The following is an 18,930-nucleotide window of genomic DNA, read 5'->3' on the forward strand; positions in this document are numbered from 1 at the left end:
ATAGAGGGTGAAAATTGACTCCTCTGTTCAAAAATTATGAACAAGTGTAGAGGAGCCATTTTTGCTTATTTCGCAAGGGTTACCGTGGCAGGAGAAGCCTGTTCGAAGGCCCGTTCGAGGATTTCGAGGTTGGTCAGAACGTCAGATTCCTTGACGTAATTCGCCACGCCGCGGGTCAGGGTTGCATGCAGCGCGTCGTAGACGCGAGCATAGTCGCCGGTTTCAGGCGTCAGCTCTTCTCTGACCGTCACACCTTCTGCGTTCACATACTCCAGTACGCCAACCGAATCATCCGCCGCAAAGCCCGCTTCACCCGGCATGATATTGGCCTTCAGGCTGGTCTCCTGCTGATCGATACCGTACTTGATAAACGAACCTTTCGTGCCGTGAACGATAAATTTCGGGTAGTCGATTTTCACCAGATGGCTGGTTTTAACGATGGCTTTCAGGTCCCCGTAGAACAGCTGCGCTTCAAAAGTATCGTCCGGGTTGGCTTTATTACGCAGGCTGCGAATGTCATACGCCACGTGGTCCGGGCGGCCAAACAGGGAGATGATTTGGTCCATGGTATGGACGCCAAGACCGTAGAAGGAACCGTCCTGCGGCAGGCCGGGTTTGGTCTCCGCCACCGGGCGGTAATAGTCAAAATGGCTTTCCATTTCGACGATGTCGCCAAGCTTGCCGCTCTCAATCGCCTTTTTCGCCGTCAGGAAGCAGCTGTCGAAGCGACGGTTCTGATACGGCGTGACGGTCAGCCCTTTGCTTTTCGCCAGTGCGAAGAGGGTTTTCGCTTCAGCGATGGTCGGGGTGAAGGGTTTTTCTACCAGCACGTTTTTACCCGCCTCGAGCGCGCGTTTCGCATAGTCGAAATGGCTGTCGGCATGGGTACAGACGATGACCAGTTTAACCTGCGGATCGCCCAGGACTTCATTGAGATCGCTGGTGAAATGAATATGGGAATACTGCGGGGACTGCTCTTCCGGCTTCGCGCTACGGCGGTAGATATGCGCCACATGCCAGCTGTCTTTACGGTTGAGAACATACGGAAGGTGATAGCGGGTCGTACTTTTACCAAATCCAATAAATGCGCAATGTAAGGTCATAGCTCAGTCCTTTTGGAAGGTTACTGGGTTTTACCATAGCGCATGTTTTGCCCTCACCCCAGCACTCTCCCACGGGGAGAGGGTGAAAACGGGCAAAAAAAAAGCCAGCTAAAAGCTGGCTAAAGTAATACTGGAAGCAATGTGAGCAATGTCGTGCTTTCAGGTTCCCGTAGTGGTCTTCCTGAATGCATAGCAATAATAATCATTCTCATTCGCACTTGTCCAATACTTTTTGCAAAAAATAGCGGTTGACTCAAATTTCAAAGTCACTGATGTTGGAAAGGATGTTTAACTGACTGAGGAATAAGGAATGAGTGAGATAGTGATACGCCATGCGGAACCGGGAGATGCCGAAGCCTTACGCCAGAACTATATGCATCCAGGGGTTTATCACGACACGCTACAGCTACCTCATCCTTCCCTTGAGTACTGGCAAGAACGTCTTATTGTAAAACCCGGGCAAAGACGGCTGGTCGCCTGCATTGATGAGCAAATCGTTGGCGATCTGATGCTTCAGGTGGAAACCAGCCCGCGACGCAGCCATGTGGCCACGTTCGGTATCAGCGTTGCGGCGCACGCTCAAGGGCGCGGCGTCGGGAGCGTGCTCATGCGCGAGATGATCAACCTGTGCGATAACTGGCTGCGCATCGAACGTATCGAGTTAACGGTTTTTGCCGATAACCCTTCCGCACTGGCGCTGTACCGGAAGTTTGGCTTTGAAATCGAAGGCACCGGCAGAAAATTCGCCCTGCGCAACGGCGAGTATGTGGATGCGTATTATATGGCGCGAATGAAGTAGTTTGTTGCCCTCGCCCTAACCCTCTCCCACCGGGAGAGGGAATTAGACAACAGATTAATACCCCGCCGTTAAATCATCCACCGACCGCGGGTCTGACGCGCCAAACAGCGCCCCGTCCGGCCCCACCATAATGCTCTGGGTGCTGCCCATCGCCTCTTTCACCGCTACCTTCTGTCCGCGCTGCTCCAGCAGTTTGAGGGTGTCCGGGCTAAAGCCCTTCTCGACGCGCAGTTCATCCGGCAGCCACTGGTGATGGAAGCGTGGGGCGTTGGTCGCCTCCGCCACGTTCATACCAAAATCGATACTGTTCACCACCATCTGCAGCACGGTGGTGATAATCCGGCTGCCACCGGGGCTGCCGGTTACCAGCCAGGTTTTGCCGTCTTTCACCACAATGGTTGGTGACATCGACGACAGCGGACGTTTCTTCGGCCCCACCGCGTTGGCATCCCCACCGACCAGCCCGTAGACGTTCGGTACGCCCGGTTTGGCAGAGAAGTCATCCATCTCGTTGTTCAGCAGAATGCCGCTGTTGCCCGCCACAATACCGGTTCCAAAGGTGGTATTGAGCGTATAGGTCACCGCCACCGCGTTACCGTCTTTATCCACCACCGAGAAGTGGGTGGTCTGGTTACTTTCATACGGTGCCAGCTTGCCGGGGCGGATCTCGCTCGACGGCTTAGCCTTATTGATGTCGATCTGATCGGCAATGGATTTGGCATACGCTTTGTTGGTCAGCGCCTGCCACGGCACCTTCACAAAGTCCGGGTCGCCAAGGTATTCCGAGCGGTCGGCATAGGCGCGTTTTTCCGCCTCGGCCATCACCTGCATGGCATCGGCACTGCCGAAGCCAAACTTGTGCATATCGAAGTTTTCCAGAATATTGAGGATCTGCACGATGTGGATCCCGCCGGAGGACGGCGGCGGCATGGAGAAGACCTCATAGCCACGGTAGGTGCCGCTAATTGGCTCGCGCTCCATTGCCTTATACTCCGCCAGATCCGCTTTGGTGATGAGCCCGCCGTTCTTTTGCATCTCTTCGGCAATCTGGTCGGCAATCGCCCCTTTGTAGAAGGCGTCCGGGCCATGCTCCGCAATCAGCTCCAGGCTTTTGGCAAGGTTCTTCTGCACCAGCTTATCGCCCTTCTTCAGCGGCTCTCCGTCTTTCCAGAAGATCGCCTTACTGTTTTCATGGTTCGGAATGACTTCGCTGCCGTAGGTTTTAAGGTCATCGGCCAGGGCGTCATTCACTACAAAGCCGTCGCGTGCCAGCTTAATGGCAGGCTGGACCACTTTGTTCAGCGGCATCGTGCCGTATTTTTCCAGCGCCAGCGAAAAGCCTGCGACGGTGCCCGGCGTGCCGGACGCAAGGTGCGAGGTCAGCGATTTTTTACTGTCCGGATTGCCCTGATCGTCAAGGAACATATCGCGGGAGGCCTGAGCTGGCGCCATTTCGCGGAAGTCGATAGCCGTCGTCTTCCCGTCTTTGGTGCGCAGCATCATAAAGCCGCCGCCGCCCAGATTCCCCGCCTGCGGGTGCGTTACCGCCAGCGCATAGCCGACCGCCACCGCGGCATCCACCGCATTACCGCCCTGTTTGAGAATATCGACGCCCACTTTAGTTGCCAGCGCATCCACCGAGGCCACCATCCCGTGCGTGGCCCGCACGGGATGAAACACATCTTCCTCCACGCCATAAGAGACCGGAGGAGCCGCAGGCGGGTTAGCCGCCACGCTAAATGTACCGCCTGCCATCAGCGCAGCGATGGCGACCCAGCGCAAAAGGGTTGGTTTCATCATTATTGTTCTCCAGGTGAAGGGAGCCATATTCCCCGCTTAAGCCTGGTTCACAACTCCTAAAAAATCATCGTCATGGTGAATTCGGGGTAAACTTAAGAGAAACCTCAAAGAAGGAGAAGATCATGAAACGCTTCCTGATCCTTACGGCGTTGCTCCCGTTTGCCGCACTTGCACAGCCACTCAATACGATGAATAACCCTAACCAGCCGGGCTATGTCATTCCGAGCCAGCAGCGTATGCAGACGGAGATGATGAGTCAGCAGCAACAGCAAAAAGGGATGCTGAACCAGCAGTTGAACACGCAGACCCGAATGCAGCAGCAGAGCCTGCAAAATCAGATGAACACTAACACCCAGCGCGTGCAGCAGGGGCAGATGCGCGAGCAACCGCTGCCGAATAAAAACGGCGGGATGCTGGGAGGGATGAGTTCGTCAGGCAGCGGACAGCAGCATATGCTGCCGTCGCAGTCGAATGGCAGTATGCTTAATCCGCAGAACTAAAGTCCGGACCGATCAGGTCAATCGCATCGGTACAGATGCTGTCCACACCCCAGCGCAGCAGCTCAGCCGCACGCTGGGGTTTGTTGACGGTATACACCAGAATATGCAGCCCTGCCGCTTTCAGCATCTTAACCCTCGCCTCATCCAGCAGCTTATGATTGAGATGGATCGACACGCACGCTAAGCGGGTGGTCAGCTCACGCCAGTCCTCGCGCCACTCGTCCAGCAGCAGCCCGCGCGGCAGCTCCGGTACCGCAGCCTGTGCCGCTTCAAGGGCATCAATTTCAAATGACGACAGCAGCGGTGGTGTCATGCCTTCCCACAGCTCGCGCGCGGCCAGCGCAATCACGTTGCCCGTGAGCGGCCCGGTACCGGTCGTCGGTTTGATTTCGATGTTGGCCATCATCCCGTGTTGACGACAACGGTCGGCCACTTCCGCCAGCAGCGGCAACGGTTCGCCTTTGTACTCGCCGCTGAACCAGCTTCCGGCATCCACCTTCAGCAGATCGCGCCACGGCAGTTCCCCCGCCACGCCCCAGCCGTTGCTGGTGCGTTCGAGATTGTCATCATGCAGCAGGAAAATTTCGCCGTCTTTCGACAGCTTGGCGTCGAACTCAATCATCGTGTGGCCGTAGCGTGCGCCAACATCAATTGCCGCCAGGGTATTTTCCGGCGCCAGTTTACCGCCGCCACGGTGGGCGACGATGTGGGGATAAGGCCAGTTGCTCATACTCGTTGTCCTGTTTCACCGTCAAATAAGTGCAGGTGATTTTCCGGCAGATGCAGCCACAGCGTGCTGCCTGCTTTCGGGCGTTCCTGATGCGGCAGACGCACCACCATTTTTTGCTTGCCCCAGCGTCCATGCGCCAGGTTATCTGCACCCAACATCTCCAGCGTGTCCATCACCAACGGCACGCCGCCGTCCGCCTGAGAGGTTAAACCAATATGCTCCGGGCGAATACCGAGCGTCATCTTACGCCCTGCGTAGCCACGATAGTACCAGTTGATGGGCAATGCCATCCCGCTTTCCAGCTCAAAGTGGGCGCCCGCGCTGCTGATCCGCCCTTCCAGCAGGTTCATTGCCGGGCTGCCGATAAAGCTCGCCACAAAGCGGCTGGCCGGTTTTTCGTACACCTCCACCGGCGTGCCAATCTGCTCGGCAACGCCTTTGTTCATCACCATCACCCGCTGGGCAAGGGTCATGGCTTCGACCTGATCGTGCGTCACGTACAGGGAGGTGGTTTTAAGACGGCGATGCAGTTGCTGCAGTTCCAGACGCATCTGCACGCGCAGCTTGGCGTCGAGGTTAGAGAGCGGTTCATCGAACAGGAACACCGCCGGATCGCGCACGATGGCACGCCCCATCGCCACGCGCTGGCGCTGGCCGCCGGAGAGCTCGCGCGGACGGCGCTTAAGCAGGCCATCCAGCTCCAGAATGCGCGCCGCCTCTTTCACTCGCTCCTCGATATGCCCCTTGCCCATGCCGCGGATTTTCAGCCCCCAGGCCATATTCTCTTCCACGCTCATGTGCGGATAGAGGGCGTAGTTCTGGAACACCATCGCGATGCCGCGATCTTTGGGCTCCATCTCGGTCACGCGCTGGCGGTCAATCCAGATATCGCCGGAGGAGACGCGCTCAAGCCCGGCCACCATGCGCAGCAGCGTGGATTTGCCGCAACCGGACGGGCCGACCATCACGATGAACTCCCCGTCCGCCACGTCGAGGGTGAGCGGCTGAATCACCTGGGTTTTGCCATCCCAGCTTTTGGTCACTGCCTGAAGTTTTAAACCTGCCATCTTATTTCTCACTGTCCACTAAACCACGCACAAACGCACGCTGCATGGCTAAAACGATAACGACCGGGGGGATAAGGGTGAGCAGCATCGCCGCCATCACCTGGTTCCAGAGGGTGGTGCCTTCGCCGGTGGCGATCATGCCCTTGATGCCCGCCACGGCGGTGCCGAGGTTGACGTCCTGAATAATCAGCAGCGGCCACAGGTACTGGTTCCAGCCGTAGATAAAGGTGATCACAAACAGCGCCGCGAGGTTGGTTTTCGACAGCGGCAGCACGATGTCGCGGAAAAAGCGCATCGGTGAGGCGCCGTCAATGCGCGCGGCTTCAATCAGCTCGTCCGGCAGCGTCATAAAGAACTGGCGGAACAGGAAGGTGGCGGTCGCAGATGCCATCAGCGGCAGAGTTAAGCCCGCGTAGCTGTCGAGCATCTTCAGGTTGGCGATCACTTCCACCGTCGGGAAGATACGCACCTCCACCGGCAGCATCAGGGTGATAAAAATCATCCAGAAGAAGAGGTTACGCAGCGGAAAGCGGAACCAGACGATGGCGAAGGCCGAGAGCATCGACACCGTGATTTTGCCCACCGTAATGCCGAACGCCATGATGAAGCTGTTGAGCATCATCAGCCAGAACGGCGCGCTGTTGGCCCCCACGCCCTGGGTCCAGATGGTTTTCATGTTCTCAAAAAGATGCGTGCCTGGGATCAGCGTCATCGGCGTGTCGAACACCGCTTTGGTGTCCAGCGTGGCGGCGACAAACGCCACGTACAGCGGAAAGAGGATGACGATAATCCCCAGAATCAGCATGGTATGGCTGAAAATCGTCAGCCCGCGACGGTTCTCAATCATTGGTAGCGCACCTTACTTTCGACATAGCGGAACTGCACCACCGTGAGGATGATGACAAGGAACATCAGCACGACGGACTGCGCGGCGGAGGCCGAGAGATCCAGCCCGGCAAACCCTTCGCGGTAGATTTTATAAATCAGCGTCGTCGTGGCCTGCACCGGGCCACCGGCGGTTGCCGCGTCGATGACCGGGAAGGTGTCGAAAAAGGCATACACCAGGTTCACCACCAGCAGGAAGAAACTCACCGGGGCAATCAGCGGCAGCGACAGCCTGAAGAAGCGGCGGATCGGGCCTGCGCCGTCAATGGCGGCGGCTTCCACCAGCGAACGCGGAATGGACTGTAGCGCGGCAAAGAAGAACAGGAAGTTGTAGCTGATCTGCTTCCACACCGAGGCGAACACCACCAGGAACATCGCCTGGCCGCTGTTCTGGGCGTGGTTCCAGTCGTATCCGAATTCCGCCAGAAAATGGGTAATTAACCCGCGTCCGGGGTTAAACAGGAAGATCCACAGCACGGCGGCGACCGCTGGTGCTACGGCGTAGGGCAGCAGCATCAGGGTCTGATACAGACGGCTGCCACGCACCACGTAATCCACCAGCGCGGCGAAGAACAGCGAGGCAACAAGGCCGCTCACGGTGACCAGCGCGCTGAATTTGATCGTCGTCCAGAAAGAATCCAGGTAGTAGCTGTCGTGGAACAGCGCGGTGAAGTTGTCCAGGCCAACAAACTGGCTGGAGAGTCCAAACGGATCAACGCTTTGCACCGAGTACCAGAGCGCTTCGCCCGCAGGCCAGATAAAGAAGATAACGGTGATGACCAGCTGAGGCGCGACCAGCAGATACGGCAGCCAGCGGGAACGAAACACCGGACGGGATGATGACATTGAGATTTGGTTCCTGAACAGTGCCGGGTGGCGGCTACGCCTTACCCGGCCTACATATGGCACGTCGTAGGCCCGGTAAGCGCAGCGCCACCGGGCATTTTTTTACGATTTGGTGGACTGCTCAAAGCGGCGCAGCAGCTGATTTCCGCGCTCTACCGCTGAATCCAGCGCCTGCTGTGGCGTTTTCTTGCCGGTCCAGACGCTTTCCAGCTCTTCGTCGACAATGGTGCGGATCTGCGGCATGTTGCCCAGACGCAGGCCTTTGGTGAACGGCAACGGCGGCTTGTTCAGCATCTGACGCGTCGCGATATCCGCACCCGGATTCTTGCTGTAGAAGCCCTGCTCGCGGGTCAGGTCATAGGCAGCTTTGGTGATCGGCAGGTAGCCGGTTTTCTGGTGCCATTCGGCCGCGTTTTCAGGTTTCGTCAGGAAGTCGAGGAACTCGGCCACTCCTTTGTAGGTGCCGGCGTCTTTACCCTGCATCACCCACAGGCTTGCTCCGCCGATGATGGCGTTCTGCGGCGCGCCTTTCACGTCTGCGTCGTACGGCATCATGCCCACGCCGTAGTTGAATTTGGCGTAGTGACGGATATCCGCCAGCGAGCCGGACGAGGCGGTGGTAATGGCGCAGTCACCGTTGTAGAACTTCTCGGTGGATTCGTCTTTACGTCCGAAGTAGCTGAAATCACCCTTCTTGTTCAACTCTTCCAGCAGCGCGATGTGCTTCACCTGCTCTGGCTTGTTGAACTCCAGTACCGCGTCGGTGCCATCGAAACCGTTGTTTTTGGTGGCTACCGGCAAGCCGTGCCAGGCACTGAAGTTTTCAATCTGGATCCAGCCCTGCCAGCCGCTGGCGTAGCCGCACTTCATCCCCGCCGCTTTCAGCTTCGCGGTGTACTCCGCCAGATCCTGCCAGGTTTTTGGCGGCTGCTCCGGGTCTAAACCGGCTTTCTTAAAGGCGTCTTTGTTGTAGTACAGCACCGGCGTCGAGCTGTTAAACGGCTGAGACAGCAGATGGCCGGTTTTAGAATCGGTGTAGTAACCCGCTACGGTCGGCACAAACTGGGATTCGTCAAAGTTGATCCCCGCCTCTTTGAACACTTCGTAGACCGGTTTGATGGCTTTGGAGGCCATCATGGTCGCTGTGCCTACTTCGTATACCTGCAAAATGGCAGGCGCATTACCGGTACGGAAGGCGGCAATGCCCGCGCTCAGGCTCTGCTCGTAGTTACCTTTGTACACCGGCACAATTTTGTAATCCGGATGGGAGTCGTTGAAACGCTGCGCCAGGGAGTCAACCTCTTTACCCAACTCCCCTTCCATGGAATGCCAGAACGGAATGGTCGTCACAGCCATTGCGTTCGTCGCAAAAGCCAGACCCAGTGCCAGACCCAAAGCTGTGTGTCGTAACGATGTCATTGTCATCTCTCTTATTGTGCCGGATGCGCGATATCACGCGTTTTATGCTCGCGAGGTAACATGACATGCTCGAATGACAGAAAAATAACTGTTTGTTTACAGATAAGTGACAACAAAAGGTCAGCGGGATGATGGTTGTGTGAAGGGGTATATGTGAAAAAGCCGGGTGGCGGCTTCGCCTTACCCGGCCTACTCGATCCCGTAGGCCCGGTAAGCGTAAGCGCCACCGGGCAATACAGACGGCTCAGCCGCCTAAATACGCACTCCGCACCGCTTCATTCGCCAGCAGCGCATCGCCGGTATCCTCAAGCACCACGTGGCCGTTCTCCAGCACGTAACCGCGATCGGCGAGCTTCAGCGCCTGGTTGGCGTTCTGCTCGACGAGGAAGATGGTCATCCCCTCTTTACGCAGCTGTTCAATGGTGTCGAAGATCTGCTGAATGATAATTGGCGCAAGACCCAGCGACGGTTCATCCAGCAGCAGCAGGCGCGGCTGGCTCATCAGGGCGCGGCCGATCGCCAGCATCTGCTGCTCACCGCCGGACATGGTCCCCGCACGCTGAATACGACGCTCCCACAGGCGCGGGAAGAGTTCGTACACCCACTTGATACGGGACTGATACTGGTCGCGGTCAGCGAAGAAGCCGCCCATCGCCAGGTTCTCTTCCACCGTCATGCGCGAGAAGACGCGACGCCCTTCAGGGACTATCGCCACCGCTTCACGCATGATTCTGGCGGTCTGCCAGTCGGTGATGTCTTTGCCATCAAACACAATCCGCCCGCTGGTGGCGCGCGGGTCGCCGCACAGGGTACCAAGCAGCGTGGTTTTGCCCGCGCCGTTAGCCCCAATCAGGGTGACGATTTCGCCCTGATTGATATGCAGGCTGACGTCGTGCAGCGCCTGGATCTTGCCGTAGTGGGCACTTACCTTGTCAAACGTTAACATCGCTTTTTCCATCTTATGCCTCACCCAGGTATGCGCGGATCACGTCCGGGTTGTTGCGGATTTCATCCGGCGTGCCGTTTGCCAGCGGCGTTCCCTGGTTCACCACGTAGATACGGTCAGAGATCCCCATTACCAGCTTCATATCGTGCTCAATCAGCAGGATAGTGGTGTCGTGATGATCGCGAAGCTCAGCAATCAGCTCGTCCAGCTCTTTGGTCTCTTTCGGGTTGAGGCCCGCAGCGGGTTCATCGAGCATCAGGATTTCCGGCTGCGTTACCATGCAGCGCACAATCTCAAGGCGACGCTGGTCACCGTACGCAAGGTTACTTGCCTGGCGGTTGGCATGCGGCAGCAGACCGATACGGTCAAGCCATGTTGCCGCACGATCCAGCGCTTCGCTCTGCGCACGGCGGAAGGCTGGCGTCTTCAGCAGGCCGGAGAACAGACCGGTTTTCAGCTGCTGATGCTGTGCCACCAGCAGGTTCTCAATCACCGTCATCTCGCGGAACAGACGCACGTGCTGGAAAGTACGCACCACGCCCATACGGGCAATCTGCTGGCCCGGCAGCCCTTCCAGATGCTGGTCGCGCAGCATGATGGTGCCGCCCGTCGGCTTGTAGAAACCGGTCAGGCAGTTAAAGACCGTGGTTTTTCCCGCACCGTTCGGGCCAATCAGGGAGACGATCTCTTTCTTGTGCAGATCCAGATTCACATTGTTGACCGCCAGCAGGCCGCCAAAACGCATCATCAGACCGTTAACGGATAATAATGGCTGACTCATGCCTGCTCTCCTTTTGCTTGCCCGTTCTTCAGCTTTAGCTGTGGACGAGTCATCGGCAGCAGACCCTGCGGACGCCAGATCATCATCAGCACCATCAAACCACCCAGCATCAGCATGCTGTATTCGTTAAAGTCACGCATCAGCTCGCGTGAAACCACCAGCAGAATGGCGGCGAGGATAACAGCAAACTGCGAACCCATCCCGCCGAGTACCACAATCGCCAGCACAAAGGCGGATTCGGCAAAGGTGAACGATTCCGGGCTGACAAAGCCCTGACGTGCGGCAAACAGCGTGCCGGCAAAACCGGCGAACGCGGCGCTGATGGTGAACGCAGTCAGCTTAATGCGGGTCGGGTTGAGGCCCAGGGAGCGGCAGGCGATTTCATCTTCACGCAGCGCTTCCCACGCGCGGCCCAGCGGCATACGCAGCAGGCGGTTAATCACGAACAGCGTGATGACCACCAGCAGCAGCGCCACCATGTAGAGCCAGATGACGCGGTCGGACGGATCGTACTTCACGCCAAAGAAGTTGCTGAAGGTATCCCAGCCGCCTTCACGGGCGGTACGGCTGAACTCCAGACCAAAGAAGGTTGGTTTCGGGATTTGGCTAATCCCGTTCGGGCCGCCGGTCACCTCGGTATTGTTGAGCAGCAGGATACGGACGATTTCGCCGAAGCCTAAGGTCACAATCGCCAGGTAGTCACCGCGCAGGCGCAGCACCGGGAAGCCAAGCAGGAAACCTGCAGCGGCAGAGACCAGCCCCGCCAGCGGCAGGCACGTCCAGAAGCCGAGACCGTAATAGTGGTTCAGTAGCGCAAAGGTATACGCGCCAATGGCGTAGAAACCGCCGTAGCCCAGTACCAGCAGGCCAGAGAGCCCCACCACCACGTTCAGGCCCAGACCCAGAATAACGTAGATCATGGTCAGGGTGGCGATATCTACCGTGCCGCGCGAGACCACGAACGGCCACGCCACCGCAGCCACCAGCAGCGCCACGAGGAACAGCTTCTGCTTAACGGTGGAGCCGTCGATAGCCGGCAGGACAAACTTCGGTCCTGAGACGCCTTTCAGCGTTTTCTGGAACAGCGGACGCAGCAGCTGGAACAGGAACACCACGGCGGTGCCGATAAAGACCCACTGCCAGCGAATGTCTGCGGCGGTGTCCACCACAAGCTTTGTGCCGTTCAGCTCTAACTGAACGCCCATAAAGACGCCCGCCAGCACGAAGAACATGGCGGCAGAGAGCAGCGCCATTGCAAAATGCATCGGTTTCATACTTTCTCTACCTCCGGACGACCCAGAATACCGGTAGGCATCACCAGCAGAACCAGAATCAGCAGGGCAAACGACACCACGTCTTTATACTCGGTACTCAGATACGCTGAGGAGAGCGCTTCTGCCACGCCCAGAATCAGGCCGCCAATCATCGCGCCAGGAATACTGCCGATACCGCCCAGTACCGCCGCGGTAAAGGCTTTCATCCCGGCCATAAAGCCGATGTACGGATTAATTACGCCGTAGAACTGGCCGAGCAGGACGCCTGCGACGGCCGCCATCGCCGCGCCGATCACAAAAGTGAGCGCAATCACGCGGTCAGTGTTGATCCCGAGCAGGCTTGCCATCTTCAAATCTTCCGCGCAGGCGCGGCAGGCGCGTCCCATGCGCGAGTAGCGGATGAAGAGCGTCAGGGCGAGCATCGCAATAAAGGTCACCACCCAGATCACCAGTTGCATGGTGGTGATAGAGGCAGAGAAGTTTTCGCTGGCGCCGACAATCCACTGGCCGTTGAACAGGCTTGGCAGCGCCACATCGCGCGAGCCTTCGGTCAGGCTGACGTAGTTTTGCAGGAAGATAGACATCCCAATCGCGGAGATCAGGGCAATCAGGCGCTTGGAGCTGCGTACCGGCCGGTAGGCCACCCGCTCGATGCTCCAGCCGTAGGCGCTGGCAATCACAATCGCGCCGACAAACCCGGCGGCGACCAGCAGCCAGCTGCTGTCGATACCCATCATCATCAGGGCGGCGATAATCATAAAGGAGACGTAGCTACCGATCATGTACACCTCGCCGTGGGCGAAGTTGATCATGCCGATAATGCCGTACACCATCGTATAGCCGATGGCAATCAGCGCGTAGGTGCTTCCCAGCGTGACGCCGTTAAACATCTGCTGCAGGAAATAGAGAAACTGCTCGGACATATGCAAACCTTTTTATACCCGCCCGGCGGTCCGGGCGGCGGGATAATTATTTGGCGGCCGAAGACGAACCGTCGGCGTGCCACTTAAAGACACCAAATTCAAATCCCTTCAGATCGCCTTTCTCATCCCAGTTCAGCGGCCCAATCACGGTGTTCGCCCCGTGTGCTTTTAAATCTTTCACCAGATCCAGCGGTTCTTTGCTGCCAGTACGGTCCAGCGCGGTGGCCAGTGACTGCACGGCGGCGTAGGTGATCCATACGTATGGACCACTTGGATCTTTCTTCTGCGCCTTGAGCGCATCCACGATAGCCTTGTTCGCCGGATCCTGGTCATAGCGTTTTGGCATCGTCACCAGCATGCCTTCAGCGGCATCCCCGGCGATGTTAGACAGGGAGGCGTTACCCACACCTTCTGGCCCCATGAACTGGGTTTTCAGACCGACCGAGCGCGCCTGGCGCAGCATCTGGCCCATTTCCGGGTAATAACCACCGTAGTAAACGAAGTCGATATTCTCTTTTTGCAGACGGGCGATCAGCGCAGAGAAATCTTTCTCACCCGCGGTAATCCCGTCGAAGAAGACGATATTTGCGCCGCCTTTTTTCAGCCCGTCCTGAACGGAACGCGCCAGGCCTTCGCCGTACTGCTGTTTGTCATGAATAATGGCAATGCGCTGCGGTTTAACCGTCTCGAGAATGTATTTCGCCGCGGTTGGCCCCTGGGAGGAGTCCAGACCGGCGGTACGCATAATGTGCTGGTAGCCGCGCTGGGTCAGCTCCGGGTTGGTGGCACCTGGGGTAATCATCAGAATACCTTCGTCTTCGTAGATATCAGACGCAGGCTGAGTGGACGATGAGCACAGATGGCCGATCACATACTGGATGCCATCGTTCACGATTTTGTTCGCCACCGCGACGGCCTGTTTTGGATCGCAGGCGTCGTCGTATTCCACGCCCACCAGCTTGTCGCCTTTGATGCCACCTTTGGCGTTGATGTCTTTAATTGCCTGACGTGCGCCGTTGAACTCCATGTCACCCCACTGGGCAACAGGCCCGGACATGGCACCGACCACCGCAACTTTAATCTCTTCCGCCATGGCTGCATGCGAGAGAGACAATGCAACCATGCCCGCGATTAACGTCTTCGCGTTCCTTTTCATCTCTGAATCCCCATTCGTGATGTCGTGTATATATTTTGTTTTATTATGGTTAAAAAGCATTCTGTACTTTTAATGCACAACGCTATTTTTACCAGTGCCTTTAATGGTTTAGCGCAGGTTTTTATCAAAAACCAGACTAAAATCTCTATTTTTCAGGCGATTAAGCAAAGATAATATTCTGAAATCAGGCAGAGATAAACAAATAAAAGTGCAGTTTGCAGCATAAAATAACGGCACAAAGCGCCGAATAAATCACTGCCATTCAGGTTAAAATTCTGCTTATTTTTCGATCCATGTGTTTTCAAACTGCACTTCGCCCTGGCAAAAAACTAATCACCTGGTAACGGGGAATAAAAAGAGGAAGCCGCTGAGCGAATAAATTGAGTACACTGCCTCTACTCAATTTGATTTGGACAAGCAGCTAATGAAACTGACTATCGTTCGTCTGGTGACCTTTAGCGACCAGGATCATATCGACCTGGGCAAGATCTGGCCGGAATATTCCCCTTCGTCGCTGAGCGTTGACGAAACCCACCGTATTTATGCCGCGCGCTTCAACGAGCGTCTGCTGGCTGCTGTGCGCGTGACGCTGAGCGGCACGGAAGGGGCGCTGGACTCTCTGCGCGTGCGCGACGTCACCCGTCGTCGCGGCGTAGGACAGTACCTGATTGAAGAAGTGATCCGTGAAAACCCGAGCATTACCTCCTGGTGGATGGCCGACGTAGGCGTGGAGGACCGTAGCGTGATGGCGGCGTTTATGCAGGCGTTAGGGTTTACGGCGCAGAAAAATGGGTGGGAGAAGCGCTAGATTTGTGCGGTCTGATGCCCTCACCCCAGCCCTCTCCCACGGGGAGAGGGGGCAAACATTAAAAAAGGCAACTTACGTTGCCTTTTTGCTTTTATTTGGCGTCAGTAGCAGTACCGTTGGCATGCCAGTCAAACACGCCGAACTCGAAGCCCTTCAGATCGCCCTTCCCATCCCAGGAGAGCGGCCCCATCACGGTATCAACAGAGTTCGCTTTCAGCCAGGTGGCAATCTCAGCCGGATCGGCTGACTGGTTCAGACCCGCCTGCAGAGACTGCAGTGCTGCGTAGGTTGTCCAGACGAACGCGCCGCTTGGATCCTGTTTCTTCGCCTTAATGGCATCTACAATCGGTTTGTTCGCAGGGACCTGGTCGTAGTTCTTCGGCTTGGTCACCAGCAGGCCTTCCGCAGACTCACCGGCAATGTTAGACAGGGAAACGTTCGCCACCCCTTCCGGCCCCATGAACTGGGTTTTCAGACCCGCTGCACGAGCCTGACGCAGGATCTGCCCCATTTCCGGGTGGTAGCCACCGTAGTAAACGAAGTCGATATTCTCTTTCTTCAGACGCGCCACCAGGGTAGAGAAGTCTTTCTCACCGGCGGTGATACCATCAAAGAACACGACGTCAGCATTCGCTTTCTTCAGGTTGTCCTGCACGGAGCGCGCCAGACCTTCACCGTACTGCTGTTTGTCATGAACGATCGCGATACGCTTCGGCTTCACTTTTTCGACAATGTATTTGGCGGCAGTTGGGCCCTGATCGGAGTCCAGACCGGTGGTGCGCAGGATCAGCTTATAGCCGCGCGACGTCAGCTCCGGTGCCGTTGCCGCCGGGGTGATCATCAGGATGCCTTCGTCTTCGTAGATATCAGACGCAGGCTGGGTGGAAGAGGAGCACAGGTGACCGATAACGTATTTGATGCCGTCGTTCACCACTTTGTTCGCCACGGCAACCGCTTGTTTCGGGTCACAGGCATCATCATATTTTACGATCTGCAGTTTTTCGCCTTTGATACCGCCCTTCGCATTAATGTCGGCAACCGCCTGCTCTGCGCCCGTAAACTCCTGGTCGCCATACTGTGCTACCGGACCGGACATCGCGCCCACCACGGCCACTTTAATATCGGCCTGCGCCATGGTGCTGAATGCCAACGCGATACATCCTGCCAGTAACGCTTTACCCTTCATGTTCATCCTGAGATTCCCCATTATTATGGTTATTACGATTGTTGTGATGTTGTTGTGTAGCGCTTTATTTCAGTTATAGGTATACCAGTCGCGCTTTTTCAGCATACTCTGCTAAAACATACCCCATTTTTATGATTTTGGAATAGCAAATTTGAAATGAATATATGATAAGCCCGGCAGGAATTTCACCGGGCTTCTGGCTTTAACGAGTCAGCGACACAGAAATAATGTCCAGCGCTTTACGGAACTGCACTTCAGGGATTGTGAGCGGATAGAGGAAACGGATGACGTTACCGTACACGCCGCAACTCAGAAGCAGAAGGCCTTCCTGCAGGGCTCGCTCCTGAACCTGACGGGTGAATTCCGGTGACGGCAGCCCGGATTGCGGATCGTTAAACTCCACCGCCACCATTGAGCCTTGTGCGCGGATATCCGCGATATACGGACAGTGTTCCTTCGCTTTGTTCAGTACTTCCACCAGATGATGGCCCAGGTGTGCTGAGCGCGTGCAAAGATCGTCTTCATCAATCACGTCCAGCACGGCATGTGCGGCGGCGATCGCCAGTGGGTTACCGGCATAGGTACCGCCCAGTCCGCCAGGCGCAGGCGCGTCCATCACCTCGGCGCGGCCCGACACCGCCGAGAGCGGCATGCCACCCGCCAGGCTTTTCGCCATGGTGATCAGATCCGGCTTCACGCAGTGGTGTTCCATTGAGAACAGTTTTCCGGTACGCGCAAAACCGCTTTGCACCTCATCGGCGATCAGCAAAATACCGTGGGTATCGCACAGGGCGCGCAAGGCCTGCATGAAATCCGCCGGTGCAATGTTGAAACCGCCCTCACCTTGAACCGGTTCAAGAATAATGGCCGCGACCTGGTCCGGGGCAATGTCCGCTTTGAAGATACGCTCCAGGCTTTTTAATGCCTCCGCCGTACTGACACCGTGCAGTTCATTGGGGTATTGGGCGTGATATACCGAGCCAGGAAACGGCCCGAAACCCAGCTTGTAAGGGGCAACTTTCCCCGTCAGCGCCATGGTCATCGAGGTGCGTCCATGAAAAGCACCGCCAAAGGCGATCAGGCCAGGGCGTCTGGTGTATGCGCGGGCAATTTTTACCGCGTTTTCGACGGCTTCTGCCCCCGTTGAGAAGAAGGCGGTTTTGGCCGGGCCGTCAATCGGCACACGCGCGTTGATTCGCTCGGCAAGCGACACATAGCCTTCGTACGGCACAATCTGGTACGCCGTGTGGGTGAAGGCATGAAGTTGTTTTTCAATGGCGGAAATGATTTTTGGATGGCGATGCCCGGTGTTCAGCACCGCTATTCCGGCGGCAAAGTCGATATACTCGTTGCCCTCGACGTCCCACACCGTGGCGTTTTCAGCTTTATCGGCATAGAAGTTACACATCACGCCGATGCCGCGCGGCGTCGCCTGTAAACGCCGGTCGTTCAGTTCGTTATTTTTCACCCTGCCCCCCTGAGAAAGTCGCCTGCTTAGCGCATCAGTAAGTGTTTGCCAGGGGGGAGAAATTCGCCAGAGCGGGCGCTAAAAAAACAAAACCCCCGGATTCGCATCCAGGGGCTCTCGTCATACTTCGCGGAAATTACGCTTCAATCGCGGCGCGAAGTTTTTTCATGGCGTTTTTTTCAAGCTGACGCACACGTTCAGCGGACACGCCGTAGCGGTCGGCCAGCTCCTGCAGCGTGGACTTGTTGTCTTCGTCCAGCCAGCGGGCACGGATAATATCCTGGCTACGCTCGTCAAGGCCTTCCATCGCATAGCTCAGCTTGTTCGCGGCCTGATCTTCCCAGTTGTCCTCTTCAATGCCGTCAGCAAAGTTAGAGGTCTTATCCTGCAGATACAGTACCGGCGCCATTGGCTGGCTGTCGGACGCATCGTCATCGGAAGACATGTCAAAAGTCATGTCCTGCGCGGCCATACGGGATTCCATCTCACGCACATCTTTGCTGGAAACACCCAGCTCGCGCGCCACCATTTCTACTTCATCCTGATTGAACCAGCCCAGACGCTGCTTGGTTTTACGCAGGTTGAAGAAGAGTTTGCGTTGCGCTTTTGTCGTGGCGACTTTCACGATACGCCAGTTGCGCAGCACGTATTCGTGAATCTCTGCTTTGATCCAGTGCACAGCGAAGGAGACCAGTCGTACACCCACTTCCGGGTTAAAGCGACGTACAGCCTTCATCAGGCCGATGTTACCTTCCTGAATCAAGTCCGCCTGCGGCAGGCCATAGCCCGCATAATTACGAGCAATGTGAACAACAAAGCGCAGGTGAGACAGGATCAGCTTTTTCGCTGCTTCCAGATCGCCCTGGTAATGCAGCTTTTCAGCAAGCTCCTTTTCTTCCTCGGCCGTTAACATCGGCCAAGTGTTCGCAGCCCGGATATACGATTCCAGGTTACCAACAGGGGCTAAAGCTAAAGTTTGCATTTCTTTGGTCATTCATTCCTCTCAATGTTTCTTCTGGTCCAGGTTGTCCCCATCAGGCAACAACCATGCCAAAGCGTTTGAGCAACGAGATTAGCATTCACTCTTTTATCAGACAGTGATTTTATCCACAAGTTCCAGGTGCAACGGTGAATAAATTACGCACAAAATGTGACATGGAGATGATAACAGGGGAAGAGACAACAGGGACGCTTTCCCTGCAGAGCGAACATCTCGGTGCAGGGAAAGATTATATCACG

The 18,930-nt window shown here is 56.4% G+C and carries 18 protein-coding genes; 3 read left to right on the forward strand and 15 right to left on the reverse strand.

All coding sequences use genetic code 11. The features are described 5' to 3' along the window. Positions 1–65 precede the first annotated feature (65 nt). Positions 66–1,103 (reverse strand): oxidoreductase, encoded by a 1,038-nt coding sequence (locus ACQG19_RS23215; protein WP_246932328.1) that lies wholly within the window; start codon positions 1,101–1,103, stop codon positions 66–68. Positions 1,104–1,413: 310 nt separating this feature from the next. On the opposite strand from ACQG19_RS23215, the gene yhhY reads away from it, so the two are divergent. Next, complete coding sequence (gene yhhY, locus ACQG19_RS23220) at positions 1,414–1,902, forward strand: N-acetyltransferase (protein WP_045900943.1); 489 nt, start codon at positions 1,414–1,416, stop codon at positions 1,900–1,902. A 54-nt stretch (positions 1,903–1,956) separates the two neighbouring features. Here the strand turns inward: yhhY and ggt are convergent, their stop codons facing one another. Beyond that, positions 1,957–3,702 (reverse strand): gamma-glutamyltransferase, encoded by a 1,746-nt coding sequence (gene ggt, locus ACQG19_RS23225; RefSeq protein WP_195759705.1) that lies wholly within the window; start codon positions 3,700–3,702, stop codon positions 1,957–1,959. 122 nt (positions 3,703–3,824) lie between these two features. Between ggt and ACQG19_RS23230 the strand changes: the two genes are divergently transcribed. Beyond that, positions 3,825–4,202: a DUF2756 family protein gene (locus ACQG19_RS23230; RefSeq protein WP_013099122.1), complete on the forward strand. Its 378-nt coding sequence runs from the start codon at positions 3,825–3,827 to the stop codon at positions 4,200–4,202. On the opposite strand, the gene ugpQ is transcribed toward ACQG19_RS23230, so the two are convergent. From ugpQ to livK, 10 genes are all read right to left on the reverse strand, one after another. Next, the gene (ugpQ, locus tag ACQG19_RS23235; protein ID WP_013099123.1) at positions 4,186–4,932 is read right to left on the reverse strand and encodes a glycerophosphodiester phosphodiesterase; all 747 of its coding nucleotides are present in this window, start codon (positions 4,930–4,932) and stop codon (positions 4,186–4,188) included. The genes ACQG19_RS23230 and ugpQ overlap by 17 nt on opposite strands. Next, positions 4,929–5,999 carry a sn-glycerol-3-phosphate import ATP-binding protein UgpC gene (locus tag ACQG19_RS23240; protein ID WP_045900945.1) on the reverse strand — a complete coding sequence of 357 codons (1,071 nt, stop codon included), beginning with the start codon at positions 5,997–5,999 and terminating at the stop codon, positions 4,929–4,931. Before ACQG19_RS23240 ends, ugpQ begins: the two co-directional genes overlap by 4 nt. A gap of 1 nt (position 6,000) precedes the next feature. After that, positions 6,001–6,846, reverse strand: coding sequence for a sn-glycerol-3-phosphate ABC transporter permease UgpE (gene ugpE, locus ACQG19_RS23245; protein ID WP_013099125.1), 846 nt, complete (start codon positions 6,844–6,846; stop codon positions 6,001–6,003). Then, the gene (ugpA, locus tag ACQG19_RS23250) at positions 6,843–7,730 is read right to left on the reverse strand and encodes a sn-glycerol-3-phosphate ABC transporter permease UgpA (RefSeq protein ID WP_013099126.1); all 888 of its coding nucleotides are present in this window, start codon (positions 7,728–7,730) and stop codon (positions 6,843–6,845) included. Before ugpA ends, ugpE begins: the two co-directional genes overlap by 4 nt. Before the next feature lie 102 nt (positions 7,731–7,832). Next, positions 7,833–9,149, reverse strand: coding sequence for a sn-glycerol-3-phosphate ABC transporter substrate-binding protein UgpB (ugpB, locus tag ACQG19_RS23255; protein WP_048972511.1), 1,317 nt, complete (start codon positions 9,147–9,149; stop codon positions 7,833–7,835). Positions 9,150–9,393: 244 nt separating this feature from the next. Then, positions 9,394–10,107, reverse strand: coding sequence for a high-affinity branched-chain amino acid ABC transporter ATP-binding protein LivF (gene livF, locus ACQG19_RS23260; protein ID WP_013099128.1), 714 nt, complete (start codon positions 10,105–10,107; stop codon positions 9,394–9,396). Position 10,108: 1 nt separating this feature from the next. Continuing rightward, entirely contained in the window at positions 10,109–10,876 is a 768-nt protein-coding gene (livG, locus tag ACQG19_RS23265; protein ID WP_013099129.1) for a high-affinity branched-chain amino acid ABC transporter ATP-binding protein LivG, read from the reverse strand. Next, complete coding sequence (gene livM, locus ACQG19_RS23270) at positions 10,873–12,150, reverse strand: branched chain amino acid ABC transporter permease LivM (protein WP_014833590.1); 1,278 nt, start codon at positions 12,148–12,150, stop codon at positions 10,873–10,875. Before livM ends, livG begins: the two co-directional genes overlap by 4 nt. Beyond that, positions 12,147–13,073 (reverse strand): high-affinity branched-chain amino acid ABC transporter permease LivH, encoded by a 927-nt coding sequence (gene livH / locus ACQG19_RS23275; RefSeq protein ID WP_013099131.1) that lies wholly within the window; start codon positions 13,071–13,073, stop codon positions 12,147–12,149. Before livH ends, livM begins: the two co-directional genes overlap by 4 nt. 46 nt (positions 13,074–13,119) lie before the next feature. After that, the gene (livK, locus tag ACQG19_RS23280; protein WP_028028112.1) at positions 13,120–14,229 is read right to left on the reverse strand and encodes a high-affinity branched-chain amino acid ABC transporter substrate-binding protein LivK; all 1,110 of its coding nucleotides are present in this window, start codon (positions 14,227–14,229) and stop codon (positions 13,120–13,122) included. A 424-nt stretch (positions 14,230–14,653) separates the two neighbouring features. Between livK and panM the strand changes: the two genes are divergently transcribed. After that, on the forward strand, positions 14,654–15,037 hold the full coding sequence (gene panM, locus ACQG19_RS23285) for an aspartate 1-decarboxylase autocleavage activator PanM (protein WP_023621800.1): 384 nt from the start codon (positions 14,654–14,656) through the stop codon (positions 15,035–15,037). A gap of 91 nt (positions 15,038–15,128) precedes the next feature. On the opposite strand, the gene livJ is transcribed toward panM, so the two are convergent. The 3 genes from livJ to rpoH form a co-directional block, all read right to left on the reverse strand. Beyond that, positions 15,129–16,229 (reverse strand): branched chain amino acid ABC transporter substrate-binding protein LivJ, encoded by a 1,101-nt coding sequence (gene livJ, locus ACQG19_RS23290; protein WP_246932326.1) that lies wholly within the window; start codon positions 16,227–16,229, stop codon positions 15,129–15,131. Positions 16,230–16,425: 196 nt separating this feature from the next. Next, the gene (locus ACQG19_RS23295; RefSeq protein WP_128311233.1) at positions 16,426–17,691 is read right to left on the reverse strand and encodes a 4-aminobutyrate--2-oxoglutarate transaminase; all 1,266 of its coding nucleotides are present in this window, start codon (positions 17,689–17,691) and stop codon (positions 16,426–16,428) included. A gap of 136 nt (positions 17,692–17,827) precedes the next feature. Beyond that, entirely contained in the window at positions 17,828–18,685 is an 858-nt protein-coding gene (gene rpoH, locus ACQG19_RS23300) for an RNA polymerase sigma factor RpoH (protein ID WP_008500093.1), read from the reverse strand. Positions 18,686–18,930: the final 245 nt, after the last annotated feature.

This window comes from Enterobacter cloacae complex sp. 277I4, from assembly GCF_050031465.1.
Lineage (GTDB): Bacteria > Pseudomonadota > Gammaproteobacteria > Enterobacterales > Enterobacteriaceae > Enterobacter > Enterobacter cloacae.

Coding starts and splice junctions, on each gene's coding strand:
- ACQG19_RS23215 (WP_246932328.1), bottom strand. CDS start 1,103: ATGACCTTACATTGCGCATTTATTGGATTTGGTAAAAGTACGACCCGC.
- yhhY (WP_045900943.1), top strand. CDS start 1,414: ATGAGTGAGATAGTGATACGCCATGCGGAACCGGGAGATGCCGAAGCC.
- ggt (WP_195759705.1), bottom strand. CDS start 3,702: ATGATGAAACCAACCCTTTTGCGCTGGGTCGCCATCGCTGCGCTGATG.
- ACQG19_RS23230 (WP_013099122.1), top strand. CDS start 3,825: ATGAAACGCTTCCTGATCCTTACGGCGTTGCTCCCGTTTGCCGCACTT.
- ugpQ (WP_013099123.1), bottom strand. CDS start 4,932: ATGAGCAACTGGCCTTATCCCCACATCGTCGCCCACCGTGGCGGCGGT.
- ACQG19_RS23240 (WP_045900945.1), bottom strand. CDS start 5,999: ATGGCAGGTTTAAAACTTCAGGCAGTGACCAAAAGCTGGGATGGCAAA.
- ugpE (WP_013099125.1), bottom strand. CDS start 6,846: ATGATTGAGAACCGTCGCGGGCTGACGATTTTCAGCCATACCATGCTG.
- ugpA (WP_013099126.1), bottom strand. CDS start 7,730: ATGTCATCATCCCGTCCGGTGTTTCGTTCCCGCTGGCTGCCGTATCTG.
- ugpB (WP_048972511.1), bottom strand. CDS start 9,149: ATGACATCGTTACGACACACAGCTTTGGGTCTGGCACTGGGTCTGGCT.
- livF (WP_013099128.1), bottom strand. CDS start 10,107: ATGGAAAAAGCGATGTTAACGTTTGACAAGGTAAGTGCCCACTACGGC.
- livG (WP_013099129.1), bottom strand. CDS start 10,876: ATGAGTCAGCCATTATTATCCGTTAACGGTCTGATGATGCGTTTTGGC.
- livM (WP_014833590.1), bottom strand. CDS start 12,150: ATGAAACCGATGCATTTTGCAATGGCGCTGCTCTCTGCCGCCATGTTC.
- livH (WP_013099131.1), bottom strand. CDS start 13,073: ATGTCCGAGCAGTTTCTCTATTTCCTGCAGCAGATGTTTAACGGCGTC.
- livK (WP_028028112.1), bottom strand. CDS start 14,229: ATGAAAAGGAACGCGAAGACGTTAATCGCGGGCATGGTTGCATTGTCT.
- panM (WP_023621800.1), top strand. CDS start 14,654: ATGAAACTGACTATCGTTCGTCTGGTGACCTTTAGCGACCAGGATCAT.
- livJ (WP_246932326.1), bottom strand. CDS start 16,229: ATGAACATGAAGGGTAAAGCGTTACTGGCAGGATGTATCGCGTTGGCA.
- rpoH (WP_008500093.1), bottom strand. CDS start 18,685: ATGACCAAAGAAATGCAAACTTTAGCTTTAGCCCCTGTTGGTAACCTG.